At 68.7% G+C, this 24835-nt stretch carries 20 protein-coding genes; 8 read left to right on the forward strand and 12 right to left on the reverse strand.

Annotated features, from left to right (window positions below; translation table 11 throughout):
- Positions 1 to 72 precede the first annotated feature (72 nt).
- On the forward strand, positions 73 to 777 hold the full coding sequence (locus V3391_RS07160; protein WP_332077752.1) for a response regulator transcription factor: 705 nt from the start codon (positions 73 to 75) through the stop codon (positions 775 to 777).
- Here the strand turns inward: V3391_RS07160 and V3391_RS07165 are convergent.
- The gene (locus V3391_RS07165) at positions 761 to 2113 is read right to left on the reverse strand and encodes a sensor histidine kinase (protein WP_332077753.1); all 1353 of its coding nucleotides are present in this window, start codon (positions 2111 to 2113) and stop codon (positions 761 to 763) included. The two genes, V3391_RS07160 and V3391_RS07165, sit on opposite strands and share 17 nt — an antisense overlap.
- A 226-nt stretch (positions 2114 to 2339) precedes the next feature.
- Between V3391_RS07165 and V3391_RS07170 the strand changes: the two genes are divergently transcribed.
- From V3391_RS07170 to V3391_RS07185, 4 genes are all read left to right on the forward strand, one after another.
- Positions 2340 to 6044, forward strand: coding sequence for an ESPR-type extended signal peptide-containing protein (locus V3391_RS07170; protein WP_332077754.1), 3705 nt, complete (start codon positions 2340 to 2342; stop codon positions 6042 to 6044).
- A gap of 82 nt (positions 6045 to 6126) precedes the next feature.
- Positions 6127 to 7992 (forward strand): S8 family peptidase, encoded by a 1866-nt coding sequence (locus tag V3391_RS07175; RefSeq protein WP_332077755.1) that lies wholly within the window; start codon positions 6127 to 6129, stop codon positions 7990 to 7992.
- A gap of 55 nt (positions 7993 to 8047) precedes the next feature.
- Complete coding sequence (locus V3391_RS07180) at positions 8048 to 8659, forward strand: hypothetical protein (RefSeq protein WP_332077756.1); 612 nt, start codon at positions 8048 to 8050, stop codon at positions 8657 to 8659.
- A gap of 44 nt (positions 8660 to 8703) precedes the next feature.
- Positions 8704 to 9456 carry an N-acetylmuramoyl-L-alanine amidase gene (locus tag V3391_RS07185; RefSeq protein ID WP_332077757.1) on the forward strand — a complete coding sequence of 251 codons (753 nt, stop codon included), beginning with the start codon at positions 8704 to 8706 and terminating at the stop codon, positions 9454 to 9456.
- A 631-nt stretch (positions 9457 to 10087) separates the two neighbouring features.
- On the opposite strand, the gene V3391_RS07190 is transcribed toward V3391_RS07185, so the two are convergent.
- The 7 genes from V3391_RS07190 to V3391_RS07220 form a co-directional block, all read right to left on the reverse strand.
- On the reverse strand, positions 10088 to 12319 hold the full coding sequence (locus tag V3391_RS07190; protein WP_332077758.1) for an NADP-dependent isocitrate dehydrogenase: 2232 nt from the start codon (positions 12317 to 12319) through the stop codon (positions 10088 to 10090).
- A 270-nt stretch (positions 12320 to 12589) separates the two neighbouring features.
- Positions 12590 to 13054: a hypothetical protein gene (locus V3391_RS07195; RefSeq protein WP_332077759.1), complete on the reverse strand. Its 465-nt coding sequence runs from the start codon at positions 13052 to 13054 to the stop codon at positions 12590 to 12592.
- Positions 13055 to 13079: 25 nt separating this feature from the next.
- Entirely contained in the window at positions 13080 to 13277 is a 198-nt protein-coding gene (locus tag V3391_RS07200) for a LysM peptidoglycan-binding domain-containing protein (RefSeq protein WP_332077760.1), read from the reverse strand.
- A 78-nt stretch (positions 13278 to 13355) separates the two neighbouring features.
- A complete protein-coding gene (queF, locus tag V3391_RS07205; protein WP_332077761.1) occupies positions 13356 to 14189 on the reverse strand; it encodes an NADPH-dependent 7-cyano-7-deazaguanine reductase QueF in 834 nt (277 codons plus the stop codon).
- A gap of 190 nt (positions 14190 to 14379) precedes the next feature.
- On the reverse strand, positions 14380 to 15693 hold the full coding sequence (locus V3391_RS07210; RefSeq protein ID WP_332077762.1) for a M20 family metallopeptidase: 1314 nt from the start codon (positions 15691 to 15693) through the stop codon (positions 14380 to 14382).
- Between the two features lie 122 nt (positions 15694 to 15815).
- Entirely contained in the window at positions 15816 to 16127 is a 312-nt protein-coding gene (locus V3391_RS07215) for a DUF4156 domain-containing protein (protein WP_332077763.1), read from the reverse strand.
- 146 nt (positions 16128 to 16273) lie between these two features.
- On the reverse strand, positions 16274 to 19144 hold the full coding sequence (locus V3391_RS07220) for a M16 family metallopeptidase (RefSeq protein ID WP_332077764.1): 2871 nt from the start codon (positions 19142 to 19144) through the stop codon (positions 16274 to 16276).
- Positions 19145 to 19611: 467 nt separating this feature from the next.
- Here V3391_RS07220 and V3391_RS07225 point away from each other — a divergent pair, with 467 nt between their 5' ends.
- From V3391_RS07225 to V3391_RS07235, 3 genes are all read left to right on the forward strand, one after another.
- Positions 19612 to 20316, forward strand: coding sequence for an SDR family oxidoreductase (locus V3391_RS07225; protein WP_332077765.1), 705 nt, complete (start codon positions 19612 to 19614; stop codon positions 20314 to 20316).
- Between the two features lie 34 nt (positions 20317 to 20350).
- Positions 20351 to 20815, forward strand: a complete 465-nt coding sequence (locus tag V3391_RS07230; RefSeq protein WP_332077766.1) for a tRNA (cytidine(34)-2'-O)-methyltransferase — start codon at positions 20351 to 20353, stop codon at positions 20813 to 20815.
- Between the two features lie 300 nt (positions 20816 to 21115).
- Entirely contained in the window at positions 21116 to 21694 is a 579-nt protein-coding gene (locus V3391_RS07235; RefSeq protein WP_332077767.1) for an outer membrane beta-barrel protein, read from the forward strand.
- 519 nt (positions 21695 to 22213) lie between these two features.
- Here the strand turns inward: V3391_RS07235 and V3391_RS07240 are convergent.
- The 4 genes from V3391_RS07240 to V3391_RS07255 all read right to left on the reverse strand — a co-directional run bounded on the left by V3391_RS07240 (position 22214) and on the right by V3391_RS07255 (position 24801).
- Positions 22214 to 23224, reverse strand: a complete 1011-nt coding sequence (locus V3391_RS07240; RefSeq protein ID WP_332077768.1) for an NAD(P)H-dependent glycerol-3-phosphate dehydrogenase — start codon at positions 23222 to 23224, stop codon at positions 22214 to 22216.
- A 2-nt stretch (positions 23225 to 23226) separates the two neighbouring features.
- Positions 23227 to 23754: a protein-export chaperone SecB gene (gene secB / locus V3391_RS07245; protein ID WP_332077769.1), complete on the reverse strand. Its 528-nt coding sequence runs from the start codon at positions 23752 to 23754 to the stop codon at positions 23227 to 23229.
- A 77-nt stretch (positions 23755 to 23831) separates the two neighbouring features.
- Positions 23832 to 24269, reverse strand: a complete 438-nt coding sequence (locus V3391_RS07250) for a rhodanese-like domain-containing protein (protein WP_332077770.1) — start codon at positions 24267 to 24269, stop codon at positions 23832 to 23834.
- Between the two features lie 88 nt (positions 24270 to 24357).
- Positions 24358 to 24801 carry a hypothetical protein gene (locus V3391_RS07255; protein WP_332077771.1) on the reverse strand — a complete coding sequence of 148 codons (444 nt, stop codon included), beginning with the start codon at positions 24799 to 24801 and terminating at the stop codon, positions 24358 to 24360.
- Positions 24802 to 24835: the final 34 nt, after the last annotated feature.

Genomic DNA, 24835 nt, shown 5'->3' on the forward strand with positions numbered 1-24835 from the left:
GCGCACCTGTGTTTGTTCCCTCCGCGCCCATGGGGCTAGGATGCCGGCCACGATGACCGGCCTCTCTCCGCCATGACCGCGCCCGCCGCATTGCACGTCGCCGTGCTCGAGGACGAAGCGATGCTGCGCGAGCGCATCCTGCTGCCGGGGCTGCAGCGCTTCGGGTTCGACGCGGCGGGATTCGAGACCATCGCCGCCCTGCGTGCGCATCTGGAGACGCAGCCGGTCGATCTGGTGGTGCTGGACGTCGGCCTGCCCGACGGCGACGGTTTCAGCCTGGCGCGCGCGCTGCGCGAGACGCGACCGCAGCTGGGCGTGGTGATGCTGACCAGCCGCGCCGACACCGGCGATCGCGTGCGCGGTCTCGCCGAAGGCGCCGATGCGTACCTGACCAAGCCGGTCGAGATCGACCTGCTCGCGGCCACGCTGCACAGTCTCGCCCGGCGCATCGGCACCACCCCCGCACCCGCGCGCGATCAGGAGCGCGGTTGGCGGATGAGTGCCGACGGCTGGTGCCTGATGTCGCCGTCCGGCGGCTCGGCGGCCCTGACGCAGAGCGAGCGACGGCTGTGCAGGCGCCTGTTCGATGCGCCGGGCGAGCTGGTGTCGCGCGAACAGCTGATCGAAGCGTTGACCGAACACGTGCACGACTTCGATGCGCACCGCATCGATTCGATGATCCACCGCCTGCGCAGCAAGGCCCAGGCGCGCTGCGGCGACGCGCTGCCGCTGACCGCAGTCCGCGGTCGCGGCTACATGCTCACGCTGCAGGACTGAGCGGCAGCGCGATCCGGAAGGTGGTGCCCGCGCCGGGCGCGCTGGTCACATCGATCCTGCCACCGGCCTTGGTCACCAGCTCGTGGACCACCGCCAGGCCCAGGCCGGTGCCGCTGTCGGCAGGCTTGGTGCTGAAGAACGGCTCGAACACGCGCGCGGCCACTGCCGCCGGCATGCCTGCGCCGTCGTCGCGCAGCGCGATCACGACGTCGCCGCGCTCGCTGCGCGCATCGATCGCGAACGTGCCGTTGCCGGGAATCGCATCGCGTGCATTGGATGCCAGGTTGAGCAGCATCAGTTCGAACTGGCTGCGGTCGAACAGGATCGGCAGCGGCGCGTCCTCGCGCGTGCAGGTCAGCACGATGTGCGCGTCCAGCAACTGGCGCAGCATCGGCTGCAGCGTCTCGATCGCTTCACCCGCGTCGAAGACCTCCGCCTGCGCATCGTCGCGGCGGCTGAAGCGCAGCAGGCGACGGCTGATCGCCATGCCGCGCCGCGCGGACGCTTCCACCGACTCCAGGCTGTTCTCCAGCTGCGAGGCGCGCTGCGCATCGCTGCCGCCGTCGTCTTCGTGGCGTTCGGCCGAGAAGCCGGCGATAACCGAGAAGATGTTGTTGAAGTCATGCGCCATGCCGCTGGCCATGCGCTCGGTGATTTCCTTCTTCTGCGCATGGATCAGTTGCGCGTGCGTGCGCTCGCGTTCGCGAATCTCCTGCTCAAGCGCTTCGCCGCGTGCGTTCGATTCGCGCAAGCTTTCGCGCAGCGCCTCCGTCGTGCGGTCGGTGAGAATCGCAACCAGGAAGTAGCTGAAGAGCGTCGAGGGCACGTTGTAGAACGCCCGCGCCGGTGTGTCGGCGAACAGCACCATCGCATCGCGCACCGACCCCAGGGCCACCACCGCGAGCAGCGCGCCGAACACGATCCACAGTGAGCGTCGCCCAAGAACGAGACCACTGAGGATCAGCAGCAGCATCTGCGCGAGCTGGTCGGGCAGCTGGCGTTCGAAGCCGTTCGCGAATGCGTTGACGAACAGCATCGTCAGCAGCATCCCGAGCATCGCGCGCACCGCGGGCCGGAACCGGCCACGCCGGATCATCCACACGCCGATGCCGGCGAGCGCGGCGATCGCGAGGCTGAAGGACAGCGAGACGATCAGGGCGACCGGTAGCGGACCCTGGGTCAGTGTCGACCACGTCACCACCAGTCCGAAGACCACCATCGCCGGCACGGTGACGGCGAGAAACAGCAGCAGCACCTGGATGACGCGCGCATTGCGGCGGTCGACGACGTCGTCGATCGGCACGCGGTCGAGCCACCTGAGAACGGAATTGGGCATGGCGTTCGCGCTGCTGCGCCACGCGGGCGATGGTGAGTTGACGGTGATCTTCCGGCGAGAAAACGCGGGTGACAAGGGGGCCGCGGCGCTCGTACGTTCGCTCTCGGGGACGCCCTACCCGATCGGGATGACAGGGCCAAGACAGACACGGACGCCGGACGTGGCGGGCACATGCCCGTCGCACGACCGCGTGCGCCTTCACGAAACGCCTGCCGGAGACACCGAAATGAACCGCATCTACCGCACCCTCTGGAACGCCGCGCTCGGCCGCATGGTCGTGGCCTCCGAACTGGCGCGTGCGCCCAGTGGTCGCCGGCGCGTCGCGCTGCTCGCCAGCGTCGCGCTGGCCCTGCCGATGACCGCGATGGCCCAGGCGACCGCGGTCGGTCTGCAGACGTTCGAGGCGCCCGCGGCGGTCGATGCGACCGACGTGGCGCGTTACTTCCAGGCCAGCGGCAGCGCCGACAGCGATGCCGGCGCCTATGTCGAGGGCGACAACGCGCTCGCGGCCGGCGAAGCGGCCTCGGCGATCGGCAACGGCGCCACGGCGCTCGGCGGCGGCGCGGTCGCCGTCGCCGACGATGCGACCGCGGTCGGCAAGGACAGCTTGGCGACCGGCAACTCGGCCACGGCGGTCGGCGGCATGCTGCGCCTGGATTACAGCGACATCGGCAGCTTCGGCGTCGTGCTCGACCAGCAGACGTCGGCGAGCGGTCTGGCCGCCACCGCGCTGGGCGCGGGCGCGCAGGCCAACGGCGATTTCAATACCGCGATCGGCGCGCAGACCGAGACCAGCGGCAAGTCGGCGGTCGCGATCGGCGGCATCGCCGACGTGCTCGAAGACCAGCTGGGCGAAGGTTTCGCGGGCTCGGATCTGCAGAACACCCGTGCATCGGGTCGTCTGTCGACCGCGATCGGAGGCGGCGCGCAAGCACTCGAATACGCGTCGACGGCGATCGGCGCACTGGCCAATGCGAGCGGCATCCGCTCGATCGCGATCGGCTATGTGACCCAGGCGAATGGCTACGACGCAACGGCGGTCGGCGATCGCGCGGATGCGGCATACGACTGGGCCACGGCGATCGGCGCTGGCGCGCGCGCCATGGCGGTGAGTGCGAATGCGCTGGGCAGCTTCTCCAGCGCGTGGGGTGAGAACTCGACCGCGGTCGGCTGGGGCGCGTTCGCATCCGGCGTCAACGCAACCGGCCTGGGCAGCGGCTCGTGGGCGGCAGGCCGCAACAGCATCGCGATCGGCAAGGCGACGGTTTGGAACGGCTATTTCTGGGGTGAAGGCGATCCGATCCTCTACGTCGACAGCATCGCGATGGGCACCGACGCGAACGTCTACGGCTCGAACTCGATCGCGATGGGCACCAACGCCCTAGTCGGTCGCGAGGGTGACGACGGTCTCTGGGGCCCGGTCGACAACAGCGTGGCGCTGGGCGCCAATTCGTTCGCCGATCGCGACAACACGATTTCCGTCGGCAGCGCAGGCGCCGAGCGCCAGATCACCCATGTCGCCGCCGGCACCGAAGATACCGATGCGGTGAACCTGGCGCAGCTCAAGGCCGCGGCTGGCGCATCCACGCGGTACTTCCAGGCTTCCGGCAGCGCCGACAGCGATGCCGGTGCCTATGTCGAAGGAGACGAGGCAGTGGCCGCGGGCGAGGCCGCCGCAGCGATCGGCGATGGCACCGTCGCACTCGGCGGCGGTGCCGTCGCGGTCGCCAACGAAGCGACCGCGATCGGCAAGGACAGCCTGTCGACCGGCAATTCGGCCACGGCCGTCGGCGGCATGCTGCGCTTGGACTACAGCGAGATCGGCAGCTACGGCGTGGTGCTCGACCAGCAGACCGTGGCGACCGGTCTGGCCTCGACGGCGCTCGGCGCAGGCGCGCAGGCCAACGGCGACTTCAATACCGCGATCGGCGCGCAGACCGAGACCAGCGGCAAGTCGGCGGTCGCGATCGGCGGCATCGTCGACGTGCTCGAAGACCAGATCGGCGAAGGCTTCGCGGGTTCCGACCTGCAGAACACCCGTGCATCGGGTCGTCTGTCGACGGCGATCGGTGGGGGCGCGCAGGCCCTCGAATATGCATCGACGGCGATCGGCGCGCTGGCCAATGCCAGCGGCATCCGTTCGATCGCGATCGGATACGTGACCCAGGCGAATGGCTACGACGCGACGGCGGTCGGTGATCGCGCGGATGCGGCATACGACTGGGCCACGGCGATCGGCGCTGGCGCGCGCGCCATGGCGGTGAGTGCGAACGCGCTGGGCAGCTTCTCCAGCGCGTGGGGTGAGAACTCGACCGCGGTCGGCTGGGGCGCGTTCGCATCCGGCATCAACGCAACCGGCCTGGGCAGCGGCTCGTGGGCGGCAGGCCGCAACAGCATCGCGATCGGCAAGGCGACGGTTTGGAACGGCTATTTCTGGGGTGAAGGCGACCCGATCCTCTATGTCGACAGCATCGCAATGGGTACCGACGCGGAAGTGCATGGGTCACGCTCGGTGGCGATCGGTCCGAACGCGTTCGTCGGCATCCAGGAAGACAGCGGCTTGTGGGCGCCGATCGATGGCAGCGTGGCACTGGGTGCGGGCTCGCTGGCAGATCGCGCGAACACGATCTCCGTCGGCCGCGCCGGCGCGGAGCGCCAGATCACCAATGTCGCCGCCGGTACGCAGGACACCGATGCGGTGAACCTCGCGCAGGTCCGCTCGATGACCTCGGGCCTGGGCGAGCTCGCCGAGAACGCAGTCGTCTACGACGACGCCGAGAAGGCATCCCTGCGCCTGGCTGGTGCGGACGGCACGCGGATCGGCAACCTCGCCGACGGTGCGGTATCGGCGTCGAGCACCGACGCGATCAATGGCCGCCAGCTGCATGCCGGCCTGCAGAGCGCAGCCGACGCACTGGGTGGCGGCGCCACGGTGACGGCGATCGGCACGCTCAGCGCGCCGTCCTATGCGATCCAGGGCAGCGGCTACGTCGGCATCGCCGCGACCTTCGCTGCACTCGACACCCAGATCACCCGCCTCAACCAGCGCGTGGACCGGGTCGAAACGGTCGTCGAACAGGGTGGCGCCAACGATCGCGTCGCGGTCGGCGGCGATGCGCCGGCGACGGTCGGTGTCGACACCAATGCCGTCGCGGTCGGCGCGGGCGCGGCGGCCAATGGCGACAACGGTGTCGCGCTCGGCGGCAATGCCTATGCACATGGCCCCAACGACACTGCGATCGGTGGCAATGCCCGGGTGAATGCCGATGGCAGCACGGCGGTCGGCGCCAACGCCAGCATCTCGGCCAACGCCACCAATGCGGTCGCCGTCGGCGAGAGCGCGTCGGTCACCGCGGCCTCGGGTACGGCGATCGGCCAGGGCGCGAGCGTCACCGCGCAGGGTGCGGTCGCGCTCGGCCAAGGTGCGGTGGCGGACCGGGCGAACACGGTGTCGGTGGGCAACGCCACGCAACAGCGCCAGATCACGAACGTCGCCGCCGGCACGCAGACGACCGACGCCGCCAACGTCGGCCAGGTGCGCGCGGGCGTGACCGAGGCCAAGGCCTATGCCGACACCACCGCCACGCAGGCGGTCGCGACGTCCAAGGCCTACACCGATCAGCGCCTCGCCAGCTGGGGCGACCAGTTCGAGGTCTACCGCGGCGATGTGGAACGTCGTTTCAGCGATACCGAGCGCCGCATCGACAAGCAGGGCGCGATGAGCGCCGCGATGTTGAACATGGCCACGAACGCGGCCGGCACCCAGAGTCCGCGCGGCCGCGTGGCGGTGGGCGCCGGTTTCCAGAGCGGCGAGCAGGCGTTGTCGATCGGCTACGCGAAGAAGGTCGGCGAACGCGCGTCCTTCAGCCTGGGCGGTGCGTTCAGCGGCGACGAGAAATCGGCCGGCATCGGCTTCGGTATCGATCTGTGACATCCCACGGCGGCGTTCCGCGCCGCCGTCGCTTTTCCGAATCGCCCACACGGGCATCCTTCCTTCGACGGAGACATGTTCCATGCGTATCCAGACCACCCTCGGCGCCGCCATTGCAGCCATCCTGCTGACCGGCGGCGCGCAGGCCGCCACGCCGCGCCTCGACCGGACCTTGACCCGCGACACTGCGACCGAATCGCAGGGCGTTGCAGCCGGCGGCCAGCGGTTCGTCGTCAAGACCACCGCGGCCGCGGCCTCGGGCCGCACACAGCTGGGCAATGCGCTGTCGTCGACCGTGCGTCGCGCCGGCCTGTCCACCGCCGTCGCGGCGACGGCGACCTCTGCCGCGCGTCCCGCCGCTACCGCGCGCGTGCTGCGCAGCATGGCCGCGCCCGGCTGGCACGTCGTGCAGGCCTCGCGTGCGATGACCGAATCGGAGCGCGCGAGCTTCATCCGCGAACTGTCGGCCGAACCGGGCGTCGTGTCGGTCGATGTCGACCGCATGTATCAGCGCGCCGATGTCGCGCAGTCCCCCGTCATGGCACCGGCGTTCACGCCGAACGATCCCGAATACGGCCGCCTGCAGTGGAATTTCACCGATCCGACCGGCGGCGTGCGTGCCGAGCAGGCCTGGAACATCTCGACCGGCGAAGGCGTGGTCGTCGCGGTGATCGACACCGGCATCGTGCAGAACCATCCGGACCTCGGCGTCAACGTGCTGCCCGGCTACGACATGATCACCGACAAGCGCGTCTCGCGTCGCGACAGCGACGGCCGTGCACCGGGCGGCTGGGATCTCGGCGACTGGATGGAAGCAAACTACTGCGCGGCGCTGGGTTCGCCCGGCAACGCGCCGCGCGCCAGCTCCTGGCACGGCAGCCACGTCGCCGGCACGATCGCCCAGCAGACCAACAACGGCGCCGGCCTCGCCGGTCTGGCACACAACGCCAAGGTCGTGCCGGTGCGCGTGCTCGGCTCTTGCGGCGGCTTCGGCAGTGACATCGCCGACGGCATGATGTGGGCCGCCGGCCTGCCCGTCGACGGCATGCCCGCCAACCCGAACCCGGCCGAAGTGCTCAACATGAGCCTGGGCAGCAGCGGCCCGCAGAGCTGCCCGGCGATCTACCAGGACGCGATCAACCAGATCAATGCCCAGGGCGCGATCATCGTCGTCGCGGCCGGCAATTCCAATGCCAATGCGGCCAGCTACACCATGAGCTCGTGCACCGGCGTCATCTCTGTCGGCGCGACCGGTGTCACCGGCGCCAAGGCCAGCTATTCCAGCTACGGCACCCGTGTCGACCTCTCGGCACCCGGCGGCGGCGGCGCAATTGACGGCGATCCGAAGGGCTACATCTTCCAGGTGGTCAATGCGGGCACGACCAGCCCGACCACCAGCTGGGTGCTCGGTGGCTACACCGGCACGTCGATGGCATCCCCGCACGTGGCCGCAGCCGTGGCAATGGTGCAGAGCGTGGTCGACACGCCGCTCAACTGGAGCGAAATGCGCGACCTGCTGCGCCGCACGGCGCGTCCGTTCCCGGTTGCCATTCCGACCAGCACGCCGATGGGCGCTGGCATCATCGACGCAGCGCAACTGCTGCACCGTGCGACGCAGCCGCCGTGCACGACCGACTGCGCGCCGCTGGAAACGCCGCTGGCCAACAAGGTCGAACTGCGCGGTCTGGCCAGCGGTGCCGAGGACGGCCTGTACACCTTCGAGGCGCAGGCCGGCACCGTGCTGACCTTCATGACCTTCGGTGGGTCGGGCGATGTCTCGATGCACGTCGCACGCGGCCGCATTCCGACCGCGACCGATCGTGATGCGTTCTCGACGCGCGCAAAGAGCAACACCGAGACCGTGCGCATCACCGCGCCGGTCGCCGGCAAGTACTACATCCGACTGACCGGGACCTACGCCGGCCTGACGCTGGTCGCACGCCAGTAAGCCGGAGATGCCACCCGCGTCGGTCCGCCGACGCGGGTGGCGATCGCCCACGCCCATGCCCAGGCCGCCGGACATCCGATTCGACTGGCTGACGGTCCTGCCGTACTGGGGGCCGACGGACGATGGCTGCGAAACGCTCGAAGTCGCACTCTCCGACTTCATCCACCGCAGCGGCATGACCGGTACGGACTGGCAGTTCGCCTTCGTGTCCTGGGCCAGTGCACGGCTGATCCGGACCGGCGAGTGGTACGAGATCGCGACACGCGACACACGCGGCGGCATCGAGGTGCTGCGCATCGTGCGGGATCCCGGCCTTGCTCGTGTCCGCGAACCGGTGGAACCCCGACACCCGACTGACGCTGCAGACCGTCGCGAGGCGCAACGCGCGCGCGATGCGACACGACCGATGCAATCACCGACACGCCCACCCGCGAACTACGACTGGCTGCTGACCTGGACCGACTGGTCCGCGCGCGAGGATCACCGGCTCGAAGCGGTGTTCGAGCTGGCGACATTCCTGCAGCGCAGCCAGGCCGTGCACGGGTCCTGGTCACTCGATTTCCTGTCCTGGAAATGCGAACGCCTGGTCAGCGACGGCTGCTGGTACGAAGCACGCATGGAACACCGGCAGGACCGCATCGACGTGCGCGTGGTGCTCGATCGCTGACTGCGCGGCTTGCGCCGATGCGCGCGAGCGGGTGCAATGCGGACATGCGCATTCCCCTCGTTCTGCTGGCCGCGCTGCTGCTGTCGGCCTGTGCCCACCAGTCGCCCCGCAATCCGCTCGCCACCTGGGTGCCGTCGAGCAATCACGATGCACGTCGACCGGTGCTGGTGGTGCTGCACTACACCGAGCAGGAGTCGGTGCAGCGCAGTCTCGATACGCTGCGCACTGCCAACAGCGGCGGTCGCGTGAGTTCGCATTATCTGATTGGCCAGGATGGCACGCGCTACCAGCTGGTCTCCGACCTCGACCGCGCCTGGCATGCCGGCGCCGGCAGCTGGGGCGCGGTGAGCGACGTGAACTCCGCTTCGATCGGCATCGAACTCGACAACAACGGCCGCGTGCCCTTCACCGAACCGCTGGTCGAGAGCCTGCTGGTGCTGCTGGGCGATCTGAAGACGCGCTGGCGCATTCCGCCCGAAAACTTCATCGCCCACTCGGACCTCGCGCCTGGCCGCAAGGTCGATCCCGGCGTGCATTTTCCGTGGAAGCGTCTCGCGCAGCATGGCTATGGCGTCTGGCCGCGCGACGACACGCCGCCGGCGCCGCCGGGCTTCGACGTGGTGCAGGCGCTGCGCGTCGTGGGCTATCCGGTCGACGATCTCGATGCGACGGCGCGGGCGTTCCGCTTGCGGTTCCGCGCGCTGGCCGATGGGCCGCTGGATGCGGAGGATCAGCGGATCCTCTATGCGCTGGTGCAGGGGTGGACGATTCCGGCGGATGCAGCCGTGCAGCCGTAGCTTTGCAGTTGCAGTTGCAGTTGCTTCGCTCTTCCCAAATCTCGATGACGCAGTAGCGACTGCAGACCCGTAGGGCGCCGCACAGGACGTGCGGCGTTTTCCGACCGAGGCAGGATGCCGAGTCGGAAAATCCCTGTGCACACGAAGCCGCGGGCTGTGGACGTGTCGGGGAGACGTTTTTCTTTGGTTCCGTTTCTTTTGGCGTCAACCAAAAGAAATGAACTCGGCCGCGTCAGCGGACGAAAGCGTTTGATCTACGCCTGTGCATTTGCCTCCAGCGGGAGAAGCAACGTCAAACGCTTCCACTCGCCTTGCGGCGAGCGGGTTCATTTCTTTTGCTGGCCCAAAAGAAACGGAACCAAAGAAAAGGGCCAGCCCCGATTACAGCGTCATGGCGCGTTGTTCGTTCCGGGATTTTCCGACTCGGCATCTTGCCTCGGTCGGAAAACGCCGCACATCCATGTGCGGCGCCCTCCGGGTACGTAGGTTTGAAGCGCCGTCAGGAAAAATCACCGCAACGGCAACGGCAACGGCAACGGCAACGGCGAAGGCAAGTCAAAAAGCAAAGCGAAGCCAAAAACGCAACAGGCCCGCCGAAGCGGGCCTGTCGGTAACGCGTTGAAGCGAACGCTTACTGCTTGAGCGAATCGATCGCCGCATTGAGCGCCTGGCTCGGCCGCATCGCATCAATAACCTTCGCCAGATCCGGATGGTAGTAACCCCCGATCTCGACCGGCTTGCCCTGCGCGCCGTTGAGTTCGGACAGGATCGCCACTTCGCCGTCCGTCAGCGCCTTCGCCACCGGTGCGAACGTCGCCTTCAGGTCGGCGTCGTCATTCTGGTCGGCCAGCGCCTGCGCCCAGTACTGGGCGAGGTAGAAGTGGCTGCCGCGGTTGTCGAGTTCGCCGACCTTGCGCGCCGGCGAGCGGTTCTCGTCGAGGATGCGGCCATTGGCCACGTCGAGCGCGGCGGCCAGCACTTTGGCCTTCGGGTTGTCGTAGGCGTTGCCGAGATGCTCGAGCGACGCGGCCAGCGCGAGGAACTCGCCGAGCGAATCCCAGCGCAGGTAGTTCTCTTCGACGAACTGCTGCACGTGCTTCGGCGCCGAGCCACCCGCGCCGGTTTCGAACAGGCCGCCACCGGCCATCAGTGGCACGATCGACAGCATCTTCGCGCTGGTGCCCAGTTCCATGATCGGGAACAGGTCGGTCAGGTAGTCGCGCAGCACGTTGCCGGTGACCGAGATCGTGTCTTCGCCCTTGCGGATGCGATCGAGCGAGAACGTCGTCGCCTCGACCGGCGGCAACACGCGCAGGTCGAGACCGGCGGTGTCGTGATCCTTGAGGTACGTCTCGACCTTGGCGATCACCTGCGCGTCGTGCGCGCGGCGCTTGTCGAGCCAGAACACGGCCGGCGTCTCGGACAGGCGCGCGCGGTTCACGGCGAGCTTCACCCAGTCCTGGATCGGCGCGTCCTTGGTCTGGCACATGCGCCAGATGTCGCCGCTCTCGACCGCGTGTTCGAACACCACGTTGCCGTCGCCGTCGGTGACGCGCACGGTGCCGTCGCCGGGGATCTGGAACGTCTTGTCGTGGCTGCCGTATTCCTCGGCCTTCTGCGCCATCAGGCCGACATTGGGCACCGAGCCCATCGTCGTCGGGTCGAGCGCGCCGTGCGTCTTGCAGTCGTCGATGACCGCCTGGAACACGTCGGCATAGCAGCGGTCCGGAATCACGGCCTTGGCATCCTGCAGCTTGCCTTCGGCGTTCCACATGCCGCCGGAGTCGCGGATCATCGCCGGCATCGAGGCGTCGACGATGACGTCGCTCGGCACGTGCAGGTTGGTGATGCCCTTGTCGGAATTGACCATCGCAAGCTTCGGGCGTGTCGCGTAGAGCGCATCGATGTCGGCGCGGATCGCGTCCTGCTGGTCCTGCGGCAGCGACGTGATGCGCGCGTACAGGTCACCGATGCCGTTGTTGGCATCGAAGCCGACCTGGGCCAGTGCGTCGGCGTACTTGGTCAGCACGTCGCGATAGAACGCCTGCACGACGATGCCGAACATGATCGGGTCGGAGACCTTCATCATCGTCGCCTTGAGGTGCAGCGAGAACAGCACGTCCTGCGCCTTCGCGTCTTCGATCTGCGCTTCGATGAAGCTGGCGAGCGCCTTGCGCGACATCACCGCGGCGTCGACGATCTCGCCGGCCTGCACCTTCACCGCATCCTTGAGCACCGTCGTCGCGCCGTCGCTGCCGACGAGTTCGATCTTCAGCGCGCCGGCCTTCTCCAGCGTCGCGGAGCGTTCGCTGCCGTAGAAATCACCTTCGCGCATGTGCGCGACGTGCGACTTCGAATCGCCGGCCCACTTGCCCATGCGGTGCGGATGCTTGCGCGCGAACGCCTTCACCGACTTCGGTGCGCGGCGGTCCGAGTTGCCTTCGCGCAGCACCGGATTCACCGCGCTGCCCTTGGTGCGGTCGAAGCGCGCCTTGATGTCGGTCTCTTCGTCGGTTTTCGGCGTGTCCGGGTAATCCGGCAGCGCGTAGCCCAGGCCCTGCAGTTCCTTGATCGCAGCTTTCAGCTGTGGCACCGAGGCGCTGATGTTCGGCAGCTTGATGATGTTGGCTTCGGGCGTGGTCGCCAGCTGGCCGAGTTCGGCGAGGTGATCGCCGATCTTCTGGTCGTCGGTCAGCACGTCCGGGAACTGCGCCAGGATACGGCCGGCCAGCGAGATGTCGCGTGTTTCGACCGCGATGCCCGCCGGTTTGGTGAACGCCTCGACGATCGGCAGCAGCGACTGCGTCGCCAGGTACGGGGCTTCGTCGGTGAGCGTGTAGAGGATCTTCGGCGTATCGGACATGCGGGCGTGTCTCGTCTGGAAACGGGGGGAATTGCGTGGCCGGCGCGCGTCGCGGCATCCAGTGGCCGCGCGTGCCGGCGCGTCCGCGGATCGGCCGTCGACGGCCGCTGCGTGCGGACGACACAGCCCCTCGATTGTCGCGCGTTTGCGCAGGTCGCGGAAGGCACGCGCCTGCGCGGAGACATACGGGACAGCATGGTGCGCATGTCACGCACCACGAAAAAACGCGGCCGGAGCCGCGTTCGTGTTCGAAGCCGTGCGCGCTGCGGTTTACTTCACCGAGAACTCGCGCGTCTCCACCACCGTGCCGTCGAGCGAGATCTCCAACTTATAGGTGCCGACCGGCCAGCCTTCGGGATGGTGGATGTCGAAGGCGATGACCTGCGGGCCGGCGGCGACATCCGCCTCGGTGTTGCGGACCAGCTGGCCTTCGCCGAACGTCCAGCGCGCGGCGAGCTTGGCCGCGCTTTCGCCCTCGGTGCCGACCGACGCGTAGATGGTGTCGGTGGTCGCGAACTCCGACGCCGGCGTCGACACGCGGTTCTGGTCGTCGACGGCGTTGCCCAGTTCGACGCTGGTGACCGTGGCCGGTGCAGGCGGTGTCGGCGCCGGCGGCGGTTCGGGCGCGGTGGGTGCCGGCGGCGGCGCCGTGGTGGGCGCATCGCGATTGCAGCCGGCGAGCAGCAGCACGCCACCGAGTGCGGCAGCCAGGGTCAGGACGACGGATCGGGTCATGGAAACTCCTGGAATCGGGAATCGGTCACGCGGCAGGCAGCTGCAGCACCTGGCCGGCATGGAGGGCATCGGGATCGTCGAGCACGTCGCGGTTGGCGTCGAACAGCTCGCGCCAGCGGTCCCGCGCACCGAGTTCGGATTCGGCGATTCCGGACAGGCTGTCACCCTTGCGCACGACGTACGTGCGCATCGGGTGGGGGTCGGGAATGCGGGAAGGCGTCATGGCCGGGCGTGCGTGGAGGCGACGGCGCAGGCTCCCATGCGCCGCGTTAAGAATCCATCGCGCGGGGCGGGCAATCGCCTACTGCCGTTCGTCGCGCAGGCGCGCGGGCATGGCGTGCCCGGGCGTTGCCCGCCACGGATTGATGTCCAGCCCGCCGCGCCGCGTGTAGCGCGCTTCGACCGACAGCGCCTGCGCACCGCAGCGCGCCAGCAGATCGACGAACACGCGCTCGACGCATTGTTCGTGGAACTCGGCATGATCGCGGAACGACACCAGATACCGCAGCAGCGCGGCGCGATCGATGCGCGGCCCGCGATAGGCGATGTGCAGGCTGGCCCAGTCGGGCTGACCGGTGACCGGGCAGTTCGACTTCAGCAGCGCCGAGGTCAGCTGCTCTTCGACGATCTCGCCGGCATCGGCCGCGAGCAGCGACGCGTCCGGCGGACCGTAGCGGGCGATCTCGACCTCCAGCGCGTCGATCGATGCGCCGTCGTGCGCGATGTCGGCCATCGCGGGCAACCCGAACACGACGTCGACGCGCGCACCGGCGGACTGCGACAGATCCTCGATGACACGCGCAAGCACGGCATCGGCCGTGTCGAAGCGCGTGTGATTGAGCGAGTTGAGATAGAGCTTCAGCGACTTCGACTCGACCAGATGCGGCGAATCGCCCGGCACGGTGATCGTCGCCGTCGCCACGACCGGCTTGCCGCGCGTGTCCAGCCAGCTCAGCTCGTAGGCATGCCAGCGGTCGTGACCGACGAAGGGCAGCGCCGCGCCGATGCCGATTTCCGCGCGACCGAGCGTGCGCGCGATCGGGAACAGCAGGCCGGGATCGTAATGACGCGGATAGGCGACCTCGCGGCCGAGCGGAATGGGCGGCGCGGCCGCGATGGGGGTTCGGGGGGACATGCGGGGATTTTAGCGCCGGGGGGATGACGGGCGCTGCGTGGGGGGCGTACGTCAGGGCGTCAGAAGGTCAGGCCGTTAGCCAGTCCGCGTCGGATGCGTCAGCCCTCGATCCGTCGCCCCGGCGGCTTTCAACAGACGCATGTCTGGTCACGCCGGGGCCCAGCGACTTGCGCTCACGCTCGAAAACGCCTCAACCCTCTCCCGCATCCAGATAATCCAGGCTCACCTGCAGCATCGCCCGCAGCCCGAGATCCAGCGCGGATTCGTCGAGATCGAACTGCGGCGAATGGTTGCTCGGCGCGGTCGCCGGGTCCTTGCCTGCCGCCGTCGCGCCGACGAAGAAGAACATCGCCGGGACTTCCTTGGCGTAGTACGCGAAATCCTCGGCGCCCATGTTGAGTGGGGTTTCGACGACATTCTCCGCGCCGGCCACGGCCTGCAGGCTCGGCAGCAGGCGCGCGGTCAGGGCGGGGTCGTTGACGGTGACGGGGTTGCCGGTGGCGTCGGGCACCTGCGCTTCGACGGTCGCGCCATGCGCGGCGGCGACGTGTTCGGCGACGTTCTTCAGGTCGGCGAAGATATCGCGGCGCACGTCTTCGTCGAAGGTGCGGATCGTGCCGACCAGCTCGACGCTGTCCGGAATGATGTTGTAGCGGATGCCGCCCTTGATCGCGCCGAAGCTGACGACCGCCGGCAACGTGGAGATGTTGGTGCGACGGCTGACGATGGTCTGCGCGGTGCCGATCAGGTCGGCCGCGGCGACGATCGGATCGATGCCGCCCCACGGCCGCGAGCCGTGCGTCTGCCGGCCGATGACCTTGATGTTGAAGCGGTCCGAGGCGGCCATCAGCGGGCCACCGCGCACGCCGAGCTGGCCGGCCTGCAGCGTCGAGAACACATGCAGCCCGAAGATCGCGTCGGGCTTGAAGTCGCGGAAGATGCCTTCGGCCAGCATCATCGACGCGCCGCCGTCTTCGTCGTCGGGCGGGCCCTCCTCGGCGGGCTGGAACACGAACAGCACTTCGCCGGCCAGCTGCTCGCGCATGCCGACCAGCGCTTCGGCCACGCCCATCAGGATCGCGACATGCGCATCGTGACCGCAGGCGTGCATGACGCCGGTGGGTTCGCCGCGATAGGTCGTGGTCGCGGTGGAGGCGAACGCCAGGCCGGTCTGTTCGGTCACCGGCAACGCGTCCATGTCCGCGCGCAGTGCGATCTTCGGGCCGGGGCGGCCGCCCTTGAGCACGGCGGTCACGCCGGTGTGCGCGATGCCGGTCTTGGGTTCGAGGCCGAGGCTGCGCAGATGCTCCGCGACCAGCGCCGCGGTACGCGTCTCGCGGTTGCCGAGCTCGGGATGCTGGTGGATGTCGCGCCGCCAGTCGACGAGTTTGGCCTGCAGCGCAGTCGCCGCACTGGCGACTTCGGGACGTTGCGCGTCCTGCGCGTGCGACAGAACAGGCAGGGCGGCGCAGGCGCACAGCAGCGCGGTGGCGAGACGATGCATCGGCGGATCCTCGGCGGGTGACCGGTCGATGCTAGTGGATCAGCGGGCCCGCAGGCGCAATGCAGACAGCGCGCTCGCGCGCGCTTTCCTGATCAGGACTCGATCGATCGCGACGTGCGCGGTCAGCGCCCGCACTGCCAGGCGCCGAAACGCTGGCTGCCGCCGGCCGGCTCGCCCAGCGGGCTGATCGTGTCGGCGTTGAGACCGGGCGCCTCGTTGCGGGCGAGGGTTTCCAGTTCCTCGCGCACGCGCAGCTGGTTGCGTTCGACGAACGCGATGCTGTGCTTGACCGAAACTTCCACCTCGCCGCGCTTCTGGCAGTCGGCAGGCGCCGCACTCGTCACACGCACCGCGCTCGCGCCGGGCGCCATGTGCACCCAGGTGCAGCCGACGGCGGACAGGGACAGCAGCATCACGGTCAGGGACTTGCGCATTCGGAATGCTCCGGGGATGGATGGGTTAGGACGCGATGCCCGCCATTGTGGCGGGCATCGGCTGAGCGGGCGATCACCGCCCGCGGAACCTGTTCAAGTCTGCTGCGCGCACCAGCCGGCAAGCGCAGCAGGACGTTGGACGGGTGTCAGCGCGCGACCGGCTTGCCGTCCGCATCGAGCACCTGCACCTCGCCCAGGTCGAGCGCGCGGATCGGCGCCTCGATCTGCTTGAGATCGCCGACGACGATCCAGGTCAGTGCCTTGGGATCGATCGTCGTCGCCACGCCGCTGAGGTCGGCCACGGTCATCGATTCGATCTCGGCCTTGCGCTGGAACACGTAGTCGTCCGGACGGCCGAAGCGCACGTTGCCGCCGATCGTCGACATCACCGACCACGCGGTCTCGTAGGCGCCGGGCAGGCTCAGCGTGTTGATCGCCTGGGCGCGTGCGAGTTCGGCTGCGGTCGCCGGACGGTCGCCATCGGCGAAATCGGTCAGCTCGCGCTGGATCTCGGCCATCGCCTCGGCGGTCTTGTCGATCTGCACCGGCGCAGACGCCATCCACGGACGCTGGCCCAGCGTGCCGCTGGCCGAGCTGCGCGCGCCGTAGGACCAGTGCTTGTCCTCGCGCAGATTCATGTTGAGGCGCGCAGTGAAATCGCCGCCGATCACGGTGTTGGCCATGTCGAAACGGGTCGACGACGCATCGTTGGTCGGCGGAATCACCTGCGCGGCGAAAATGTTCGCCTGCACCGCGCCGGGCTGGTCGATCAGGAACACGCGCGGGGCGGTCGGACGTGCGACCTCGGCGACTTCGATGGCCGCCGGCGCCGGGCCGGTGCCGCGCCAGTCGCCGAAATGCCGCTCCAGCATCGGCACGATCTCGTCCAGCGTGGTGTCGCCGACGACGATCAGCGTCGCGCCTTCCGGACGCACCCAGTCGCGGTGGAACGCGACCAGCTCGTCGCGCGTGAGCTTCGCGATCGCATCTTCGGTGCCGCTGCCGGTGAACGGAATCGCATACGGATGACCGGCGCCGTAGACCAGCGGCGGCAGCACGCGCATCGCCACGCTCGACGGGCGCGCCTTCTCCTGCGCGATGCCGGCGATCCACGTGGCCTTGATGCGGTCGATTTCCTTCTGGTCGAAGTTCGGGCGACGCAGCATGTCGGCGAACAGCGCCAGCGACGGGTCGAGATTTTCCTTCAGCGCCGAGACGTAGGCATTGCTGCCGTCGAGCGACGCGCCCGCGCCGAGGCTCGCACCCAGCGCTTCGACGCGGTCGGCGAAGTCGAGCGCGCCCAGACCGCCGGCGCCTTCGTCGAGCACGTTCATCGTGAAGCTCGCGGTGCCCGGTGTGCGGCCCAGGTCGGCGGTGTACCCGCCCTTGAACTCGTAGCTCAGCTGCACGACCGGAATCTCCGGACGGCGCGCGAGGATCACCTGCGTGCCGTTGGACAGCGTGGCGCGCTCCTGCGCCGGGAACTTGAGTTCCGGGAACGACGCGGTCTTCGGCACGCCGGTGCTGCGGTCGACGGTGCTGCGCGTGGTCGTGTACTTGGCATCGGGCGCCGGCGGGGTGAACGGCGCAGGCGTGACCGCGGGTTCTTCGGCCAGCGGCGTGCGTGCGCCCGGCACGACGGTGATGGTGTGGCTGCCGACATCGAGCCACTTGGCGCCGGCCGCCTTGACGTCCTCGGCAGTGGTCGCGGCGACGTTCGCGAGCGAGTCGCGGAAGCAACCCGGATCGCCCTCGTAGACGGTGCATTCGGCCAGCGCGTCGGCCTTGCCGCCGAAGCCGCCGATGCGCTCGATGCCGCGCACGAAGCCGGCGCGGAAGCCGGTCTTGGCGCGCTCGAGTTCCTCGGCGCTCGGGCCTTCGCTGATCAGGCGCTCGAGTTCCTCGTCGATCGCCGCTTCGACGGTCGCCGGGTCCACGCCCTGCTTCACGGTCGCCATCACGACGAAGTTCGAGCCCAGCTGCGAACCGTAGGCACCGGCGCTGATGTTGTCGACCAGGCGGTCGTCGTGCAGCAGGCGGCGGTCGAGGCGCGACGCCTTCGCGCCGCCGAGAATGCTGCCGAGCACCTGCAGGTGATCGATCTCGGTGGTGCCCAGTTCGGCCACGTTCCACGCGCGGTAGATGCGCACCTGCGGCACCTGGTCTTCCATCGTCTCGCGGGTGTCGGCGCTGCGCTTGGCCACGTCGACGGCGGGCTGCGCCATCGTCGGGCCGGCCGGAATGTCGCCGAAGTACTGCGCCACCTTGCGGCGCGCGGTGGCCACGTCGATGTCGCCGGCCAGCACCAGCACCGCATTGTTCGGGCCGTACCAGGTGCGGAACCACTGCTTGACGTCGTCGAGCGAGGCCGCGTTGAGGTCGTTCATCGAGCCGATGACGCCGTGGTGATACGGATGGCCCTTGGGGTACAGCGCGCGGGTCAGCTTGTCCCAGACCTGGCCGTAGGGCTGGTTCTCGCCCTGGCGTTTCTCGTTCTGCACCACGCCGCGCTGCTCGTCGAGCGCCGCCTGGTCGACCGCGCCGAGCAGATGGCCCATGCGGTCGGATTCCATCCACAGCGCCATGTCGAGTGCGGTGGTCGGCACGTTCTGGAAGTAGTTCGTGCGGTCGGTGTTGGTGGTGCCGTTCTGGTCGGTCACGCCGACCTGCTTGAAGGGATCGAAGAACTCGCCGTCGTGGTTCTCGCTGGCCTGGAACATCAGATGCTCGAACAGGTGCGCAAAGCCGCTGCGGCCGGCGGGTTCGTCCTTGCTGCCCACGTGGTACCAGATGTTGACCGCGACGATCGGCGCCTTGCGATCGGTGTGCACCACCACGCGCAGGCCGTTGGGCAGGGTGAAGGTCTCGTACGGAATGTCGACGCCGGCGGCCTGGGCGGGCGGTGCGGCCAGCGCCATCGGCGCCGCGGCGATGCCGGACAGGGCGAGGCCGGTGGCCAGCGCGAGCAGGGCCGCGCGCGGGCGGGTCGGAGCGGTACGGAGACGGTCGACGGACATGCCGGTCCTTGGAATCTGGCGGAGTTGGACCCGCATCGTAGCCAGCGGCGGTGCCTTCGGCACGGGCCGCAGGTCATGGTGGGGCCTCTGCTCGCGGTCGAGGCGATCGTCGCAGCGGATCGAAGCCCTCCCCCGCGCTGCGGGGGAGGGTTGGGTGGGGGCGAACGGCCAGGCTGACGGGTGTCCGGATTCCAGGCATCTGCAACGCGTGCGATCCGTTCCTGCCGTGATCCGGGCGTTCGCCCCCATCCCGGCCTGTCCGGCCCGGCGCAGCGCGCCGGTCGTTCGATCGACTCGCGCGGCGGTGCCGCGCAAGCGAGTCGCTCTCACCCCCCGCTCGCGGGGGAAGGCGCAGATTGCGGACCCGCCTCGATCTGGCCGCACGCCAGTGCGCTGCGCGGCCTTGCCCGTCTGATCCTCACGACGCGCCCGCTAGCATCGAAGCCCGGTTTCCCCAAGGCACAGCCATGACCCATTGGACCCTCGTCACCGGCGCCAACCGCGGCCTCGGCCTCGAATTCGTCCGCCAGCTGCTGGCCGACGGCGCCCGCGTCGTCGCGACCTGCCGGCATCCCGGCAAGGCCACCGCGCTTAATAATCTCGCCGCCGAACACCCCGGCCATCTGAAGGTGCTGCCGCTGGACGTCGGCGATGCCCGCTCGCGCGACGAGCTGGTGCGCGAATGGCCGCTGGCCGCGGGCGACGACGCGCGCATCGGCGTGCTGATCAACAACGCCGGCGTACTGCACAGCGGCGAGCGCTTTGGCACGCTGACCGCCGACACGCTCGACGACAGCCTGCGCACCAACGTCACCGGCCCGCTGCTGCTGACCCAGGCGCTGGCGCCGCTGCTCGTCGACGGCGCGCGCGTCGCCAACCTGTCCTCGCAACTCGGTTCGATCGCCAACACCGCGCGCTTCGGCACGCCGAGCTATGCGATCAGCAAGGCCGCGCAGAACATGGCGACCGTGCAGCTGGCGCACGCGCTGCGCGAGCGCGGCATCGTCGTCGTCGCCCTGCATCCGGGCTGGGTGCAGACCGACATGGGCGGCGCCCAGGCCAGCGAAGTGCCGGAAGATTCGGTCGCCGGCCTGCGCAAGGTCATCGACGGCCTGGGCCCCGACGACAGCGGCCGCTTCCTCGACTGGACCGGCGCGACGCTGCCCTGGTGACCGACAATGGCCGGCCCGCAGCCCGGTCCGGCCCATGTTCGACGTCATCCTGCACACGCCCGAGATTCCGCCCAATACGGGCAACGTGATCCGCCTGTGTGCCAACACCGGTGCGCGGCTGCATCTGGTGCGGCCGCTGGGCTTCGACCTCGACGACCGCAACCTGCGCCGCGCCGGGCTCGACTACCACGAGTACGCGACGCTGCAGGTACACGACGATCTCGATGCGGCGCTCGCCGCGATCCAGCCCGCACGCCTGTTCGCCTTGAGCACGCGCAACAGCGTCCGCTTCGATGCCCCCGCATTCGCGCCGGGCGACGCCTTCCTGTTCGGTAGCGAAACCCGCGGCCTTCCCGACGACGTGCTGGCCCGTGTGCCCGACGGCCAGCGCCTGCGCCTGCCGATGCAGCCGGGCAACCGCAGCCTCAACCTGTCGAACGCGGTCGCGGTGGTGGTGTTCGAGGCCTGGCGCCAGCACGGGTACGCCGGCGGTCAATAACACGCCAGCGGCGTACGCCCGGCACAACCGGCCCGGCATCGACGGCAGGCCGGACGCGGGGAAGTTGGAAACGGTTGCACCGCGACCTGAACACCACGCCAAAAGTTCCTGTACTTGGGAGTTCAATATTCAGCGCCGGTTGCACGCGCAGGTCGAGAATGCGCCATACCGGCCCGGGTGGCCGTGCTTCCCCTCCCCTCGAAGCGCATCCCCTCCCTGTCACCCGGGCCGGCATTTCTTCAAGGCAGCACCCATAAGAGCCGGGCTCCACGCAGGGTCCGGCCGGAGAGAGAACCCCGAATGAAGCGCCTCCTTCCGATCGCAGCGCTCGCCGCTGCGCTCCCCTTCGCCGCCACTGCCGCCGAAGGTCTGTCCTACAACTACGTCGAAGGCGGCTACTCGGCCAGCAAATCCGACATCGCCCCGGTCAACCGTGACGTCGATTCCGACGGCTGGTCGATCCGCGGTTCCGCCGCGTTCCTTCCGAATTTCCACGCCTTCGGCGACTACACCCGCGAGAGCGTCGACAACAGCCCGCTCGACCGTGACCAGTGGCGTCTGGGCGTCGGCTACAACCACGAAGTGACGCCGCGCACCGACCTGCTGACCCGCGTGGCCTACCAGAAGCTCGACTTCGGCCGCGGCATCAACGCCGACGGCTATTCGGTCGAAGTCGGCGCGCGCACCGCGCTGCTGCCGGCGCTGGAAGGCTACGCACTGGCCGGCTACGAGGATCTCGACAGCGGCTTCGACAGCGAGTTCTACGGCCGCCTCGGCGCGCAGTGGAAGTTCAACCCGAACTTCGGCGTCGCCGGCGACATCAAGCTGATCAAGGGTGGCGACACCCAGTGGTTCGTGGGTCCGCGTCTGACCTGGTAAGCGCCACACCGCTCCCCCGCGGTTTCCGGTCCCCAGCGCTTCCCCGGCGCCTCTCTCTCTCCCGGAAATCGCCAGAACCCGGCCAGTGATGGTCGGGTTCTTTTTTTGGGCGATGCCATGACTGACAGCGCGTCGGATGGCCCACGAACGCCCGTTTGCCGTCATCCCGGCGGCTTTCAACAGACGCATGTCTGGTCAGGCCGGGATCCAGAGACTTGAAGTGTTCGCAGCGGCAGTTGCAGGGGCGAGATTGCAACCGAGACGAACCGCTGCGTCTGGTCTTGGTGCGAATCCGCGTTGTGTACGCAAAGTCGCTGGATTCCGGCCTGGCCAGACATTCGTCTGTTGAAAGCCGCGGAGACGACGATCGGGTTAGTGCGCCGCGTCCTGGATTCCGCCTGGGTTTCAGAGGCAGGAAAAGCACGTTCTGCGCTGCCCTCACCCCACCATCCGCGTTGCGGATGGTCCCCCCTCTCCCAGAGGGAGAGGGACTTAGGTCGGGCCTTCGGCCCGAGCTTCTTATTCGAACTCGGGCTTCTGCTCGCGCGCCATCAATCGCGTCAGACCTTCGGCCGGCGTCATCTCGCCGTGCAGCACGGCGCGGACGTGGCTGGAGATCGGCAGTTCGATGCCGTGACGCTCGGCCAGACGCATGACTTCATCGGCGGTCTGTACCGACTCGACCACCTGGCCGATCGCGCGGACCGCGTCTTCGAGCTTCTCGCCGCGGCCCAGCGCCAGACCCAGCCGGCGGTTGCGCGACAGGTCGCCGGAACAGGTCAGCACCAGATCGCCGAGACCGGCGAGGCCCATCAGGGTTTCCGCACGACCGCCGATCGCCTGGTTGAGGCGCAGCATTTCGTTGAGGCCGCGGGTGATCAGGCCGGTGCGGGCGTTGAGGCCCAGCTCCATGCCGTCGGCCGCGCCGGTGGCCACCGCCAGCACGTTCTTCATCGCGCCGCCGAGTTCGGCGCCGCGCATGTCGGTGCCGGTGTAGGCGCGGAACGTCGGGCCGTGCAGCACGTCGGCGACGGTCTGGGCGAAGTCGGCGTCGTCCGACTGCACGGTGATCGCGGTCGGCAGGCCGGACGCGACTTCCTTGGCAAACGACGGGCCGGTGACGACGGCCAGCGGCACGTCCTCACCCACGAGCGCGCCCGCGACTTCATGCAGGAAGCGACCCGACCCGGGTTCGAAGCCCTTCGTCGCCCACGACACGCCGACACCCGCCGGGCGCAGCGGCGCCAGCAGTTCCAGCGTTTCGGCGAACGCATGCGACGGCACGACGACCAGGATCAGGCCGACGCCGTCGAGGGCATGGGCCAGATCGGTGGTCGCGCGCAGGTTGTCCGGCAGCGGGATCCCCGGCAGGTAGCGCGGGTTCTCGTGGCGCTGGTCGATCGCCTCGATCTGCGCCGCGTTACGGCCCCACAGCGTGGTGGGGTGCCCGTTGCGTGCGATCAGCGAGGCGAGCGCGGTGCCCCAGGAGCCCGCGCCCAGCACCGCGACCGCGGTCTTGCGATCGGTCACGCTCAGGCGTTGCCGATCTGGTCGGTCGTGGGCTGCTCGTTGCCCTGCGCGCCGCGCTGGCGCAGACCTTCGGCGTAGAGCGCATCGAAGTTGATCGGCTGCAGCAGGAACGGCGGGAACCCACCGGCCTGGATCAGATCGCCGATCAGCTGGCGGGCATACGGATAGAGCACGTTCGGGCACTGGGTGCCGAGCAGCGCGTCGAGGGTGTTGCCGTCGAAACCGGCCAGACCGAACACGCCGGCCTGCTTCACTTCGGCGACGTACACGGTGTTGGCGTTGTCTTCGCCGGTCGTGCAGGTCAGGGTGATCGCCAGCACGACTTCGAACGCGTTGTCGCCGACGCGCTGCACGCTCTGGTTGAGATTCATGTTGAGCTGCGGCTGGGCCTGCTCGTTGAAGATCGCCGGCGACTTGGGCGACTCGAACGAGACGTCCTTGACGTAGATCTTCTCGACGCTGAACTGCGCGCCCGTCGGCTGCGCCGGGGCTGCGCCATTGGCGCCGTTGGTGGCCTGTTCTTCGGACATGTAAATCGACTCCGGCAAAAATGTTGGGTGAGACGGATTGCCGATTATGGCATTCCGTCGAGGCGGTACCGCTGCGCTCAGCCGCGGCCCTTGGCCAGCGGCAGATCGGCCTGCAGCCAGCCGCCGATGCCGCCGTCGAGCACGTAGACGTTCTCGAAGGCGGCTTTCTTCAGGCGCTTGGCGGCATCGCTCGCCGTGCTGCCGGTCTTGCAGACCAGCACCACCGGCAGGGCCTTGGCAGGCGCAAGCTGCTTGCTCTCGGGATCGAACTGGCTCATCTGCACGTTCTTCGAGCCCGGGATGTGGCCCTTGCCGAAGTCGGCGGCGGGGCGCAGGTCGACGACCAGGGCGTTGTCGCGGTTGACCAGCACGGTCAGTTCGGCCGGGCGCAGCACCTTGAAGCCGCGGAACAGCCGCGAGATCTCGTTGAAGACGATCGCCACCGTCAATGCGGCGAGGATCAGCGACAGCATCTGGTTGCGGCCCAGGAAGGCCAGAAGTTCTTCGAAATTCACGGACGGATCGCGGTATGGCAGCGGGCGGCGATTGTCGCACACCACCATGACCGCCCGGCGGCGGGCGGCCGATGGCGGCCGGGCGGGGTCATTCGCCGGCCCACAGATCCGGCAGGCCGTCGACGATCCACCAGGTGCCGGCGGCGGCATCCCAGCGCCAGCGCTCGGTGTAGCGCACGGTGCGCTCGGCCATCGTGTGGCGGTTGACGACGCCGATCTGGATCTCGCGGAGCGCTTCTTCCTTGGTCGCCGTGGCGCTGGTCTCGCGGTAGCCGGTGACCTGCACCTGCTCGTAGCGGGCGAAATCGAGTTCGCTGGCCGGATGCGCGGTGCGGTACTCCGGGTCGACCAGCTGCCAGGCGGTCTTCATGTCGTTCCAGCGGACCGCGCCGGTCCAGGCGTACTGCGCGCGCTCGAGCGCGGTGCCCTGCTTGCCGGCGCTGGCGCAACCGGGCAATAGCGCCAGCAGCGCGAGCAGCGCCGCGACGACCGACACGCGGTACAGGGACGAACGGGCGTAAGTCGCGCGCATGGCAGGGTCTCGAATCGTGAGGCCGCCATCGTAG

Origin of the sequence: Luteimonas flava, assembly GCF_036584485.1 — a bacterium.
Lineage (GTDB): Bacteria > Pseudomonadota > Gammaproteobacteria > Xanthomonadales > Xanthomonadaceae > Luteimonas > Luteimonas flava.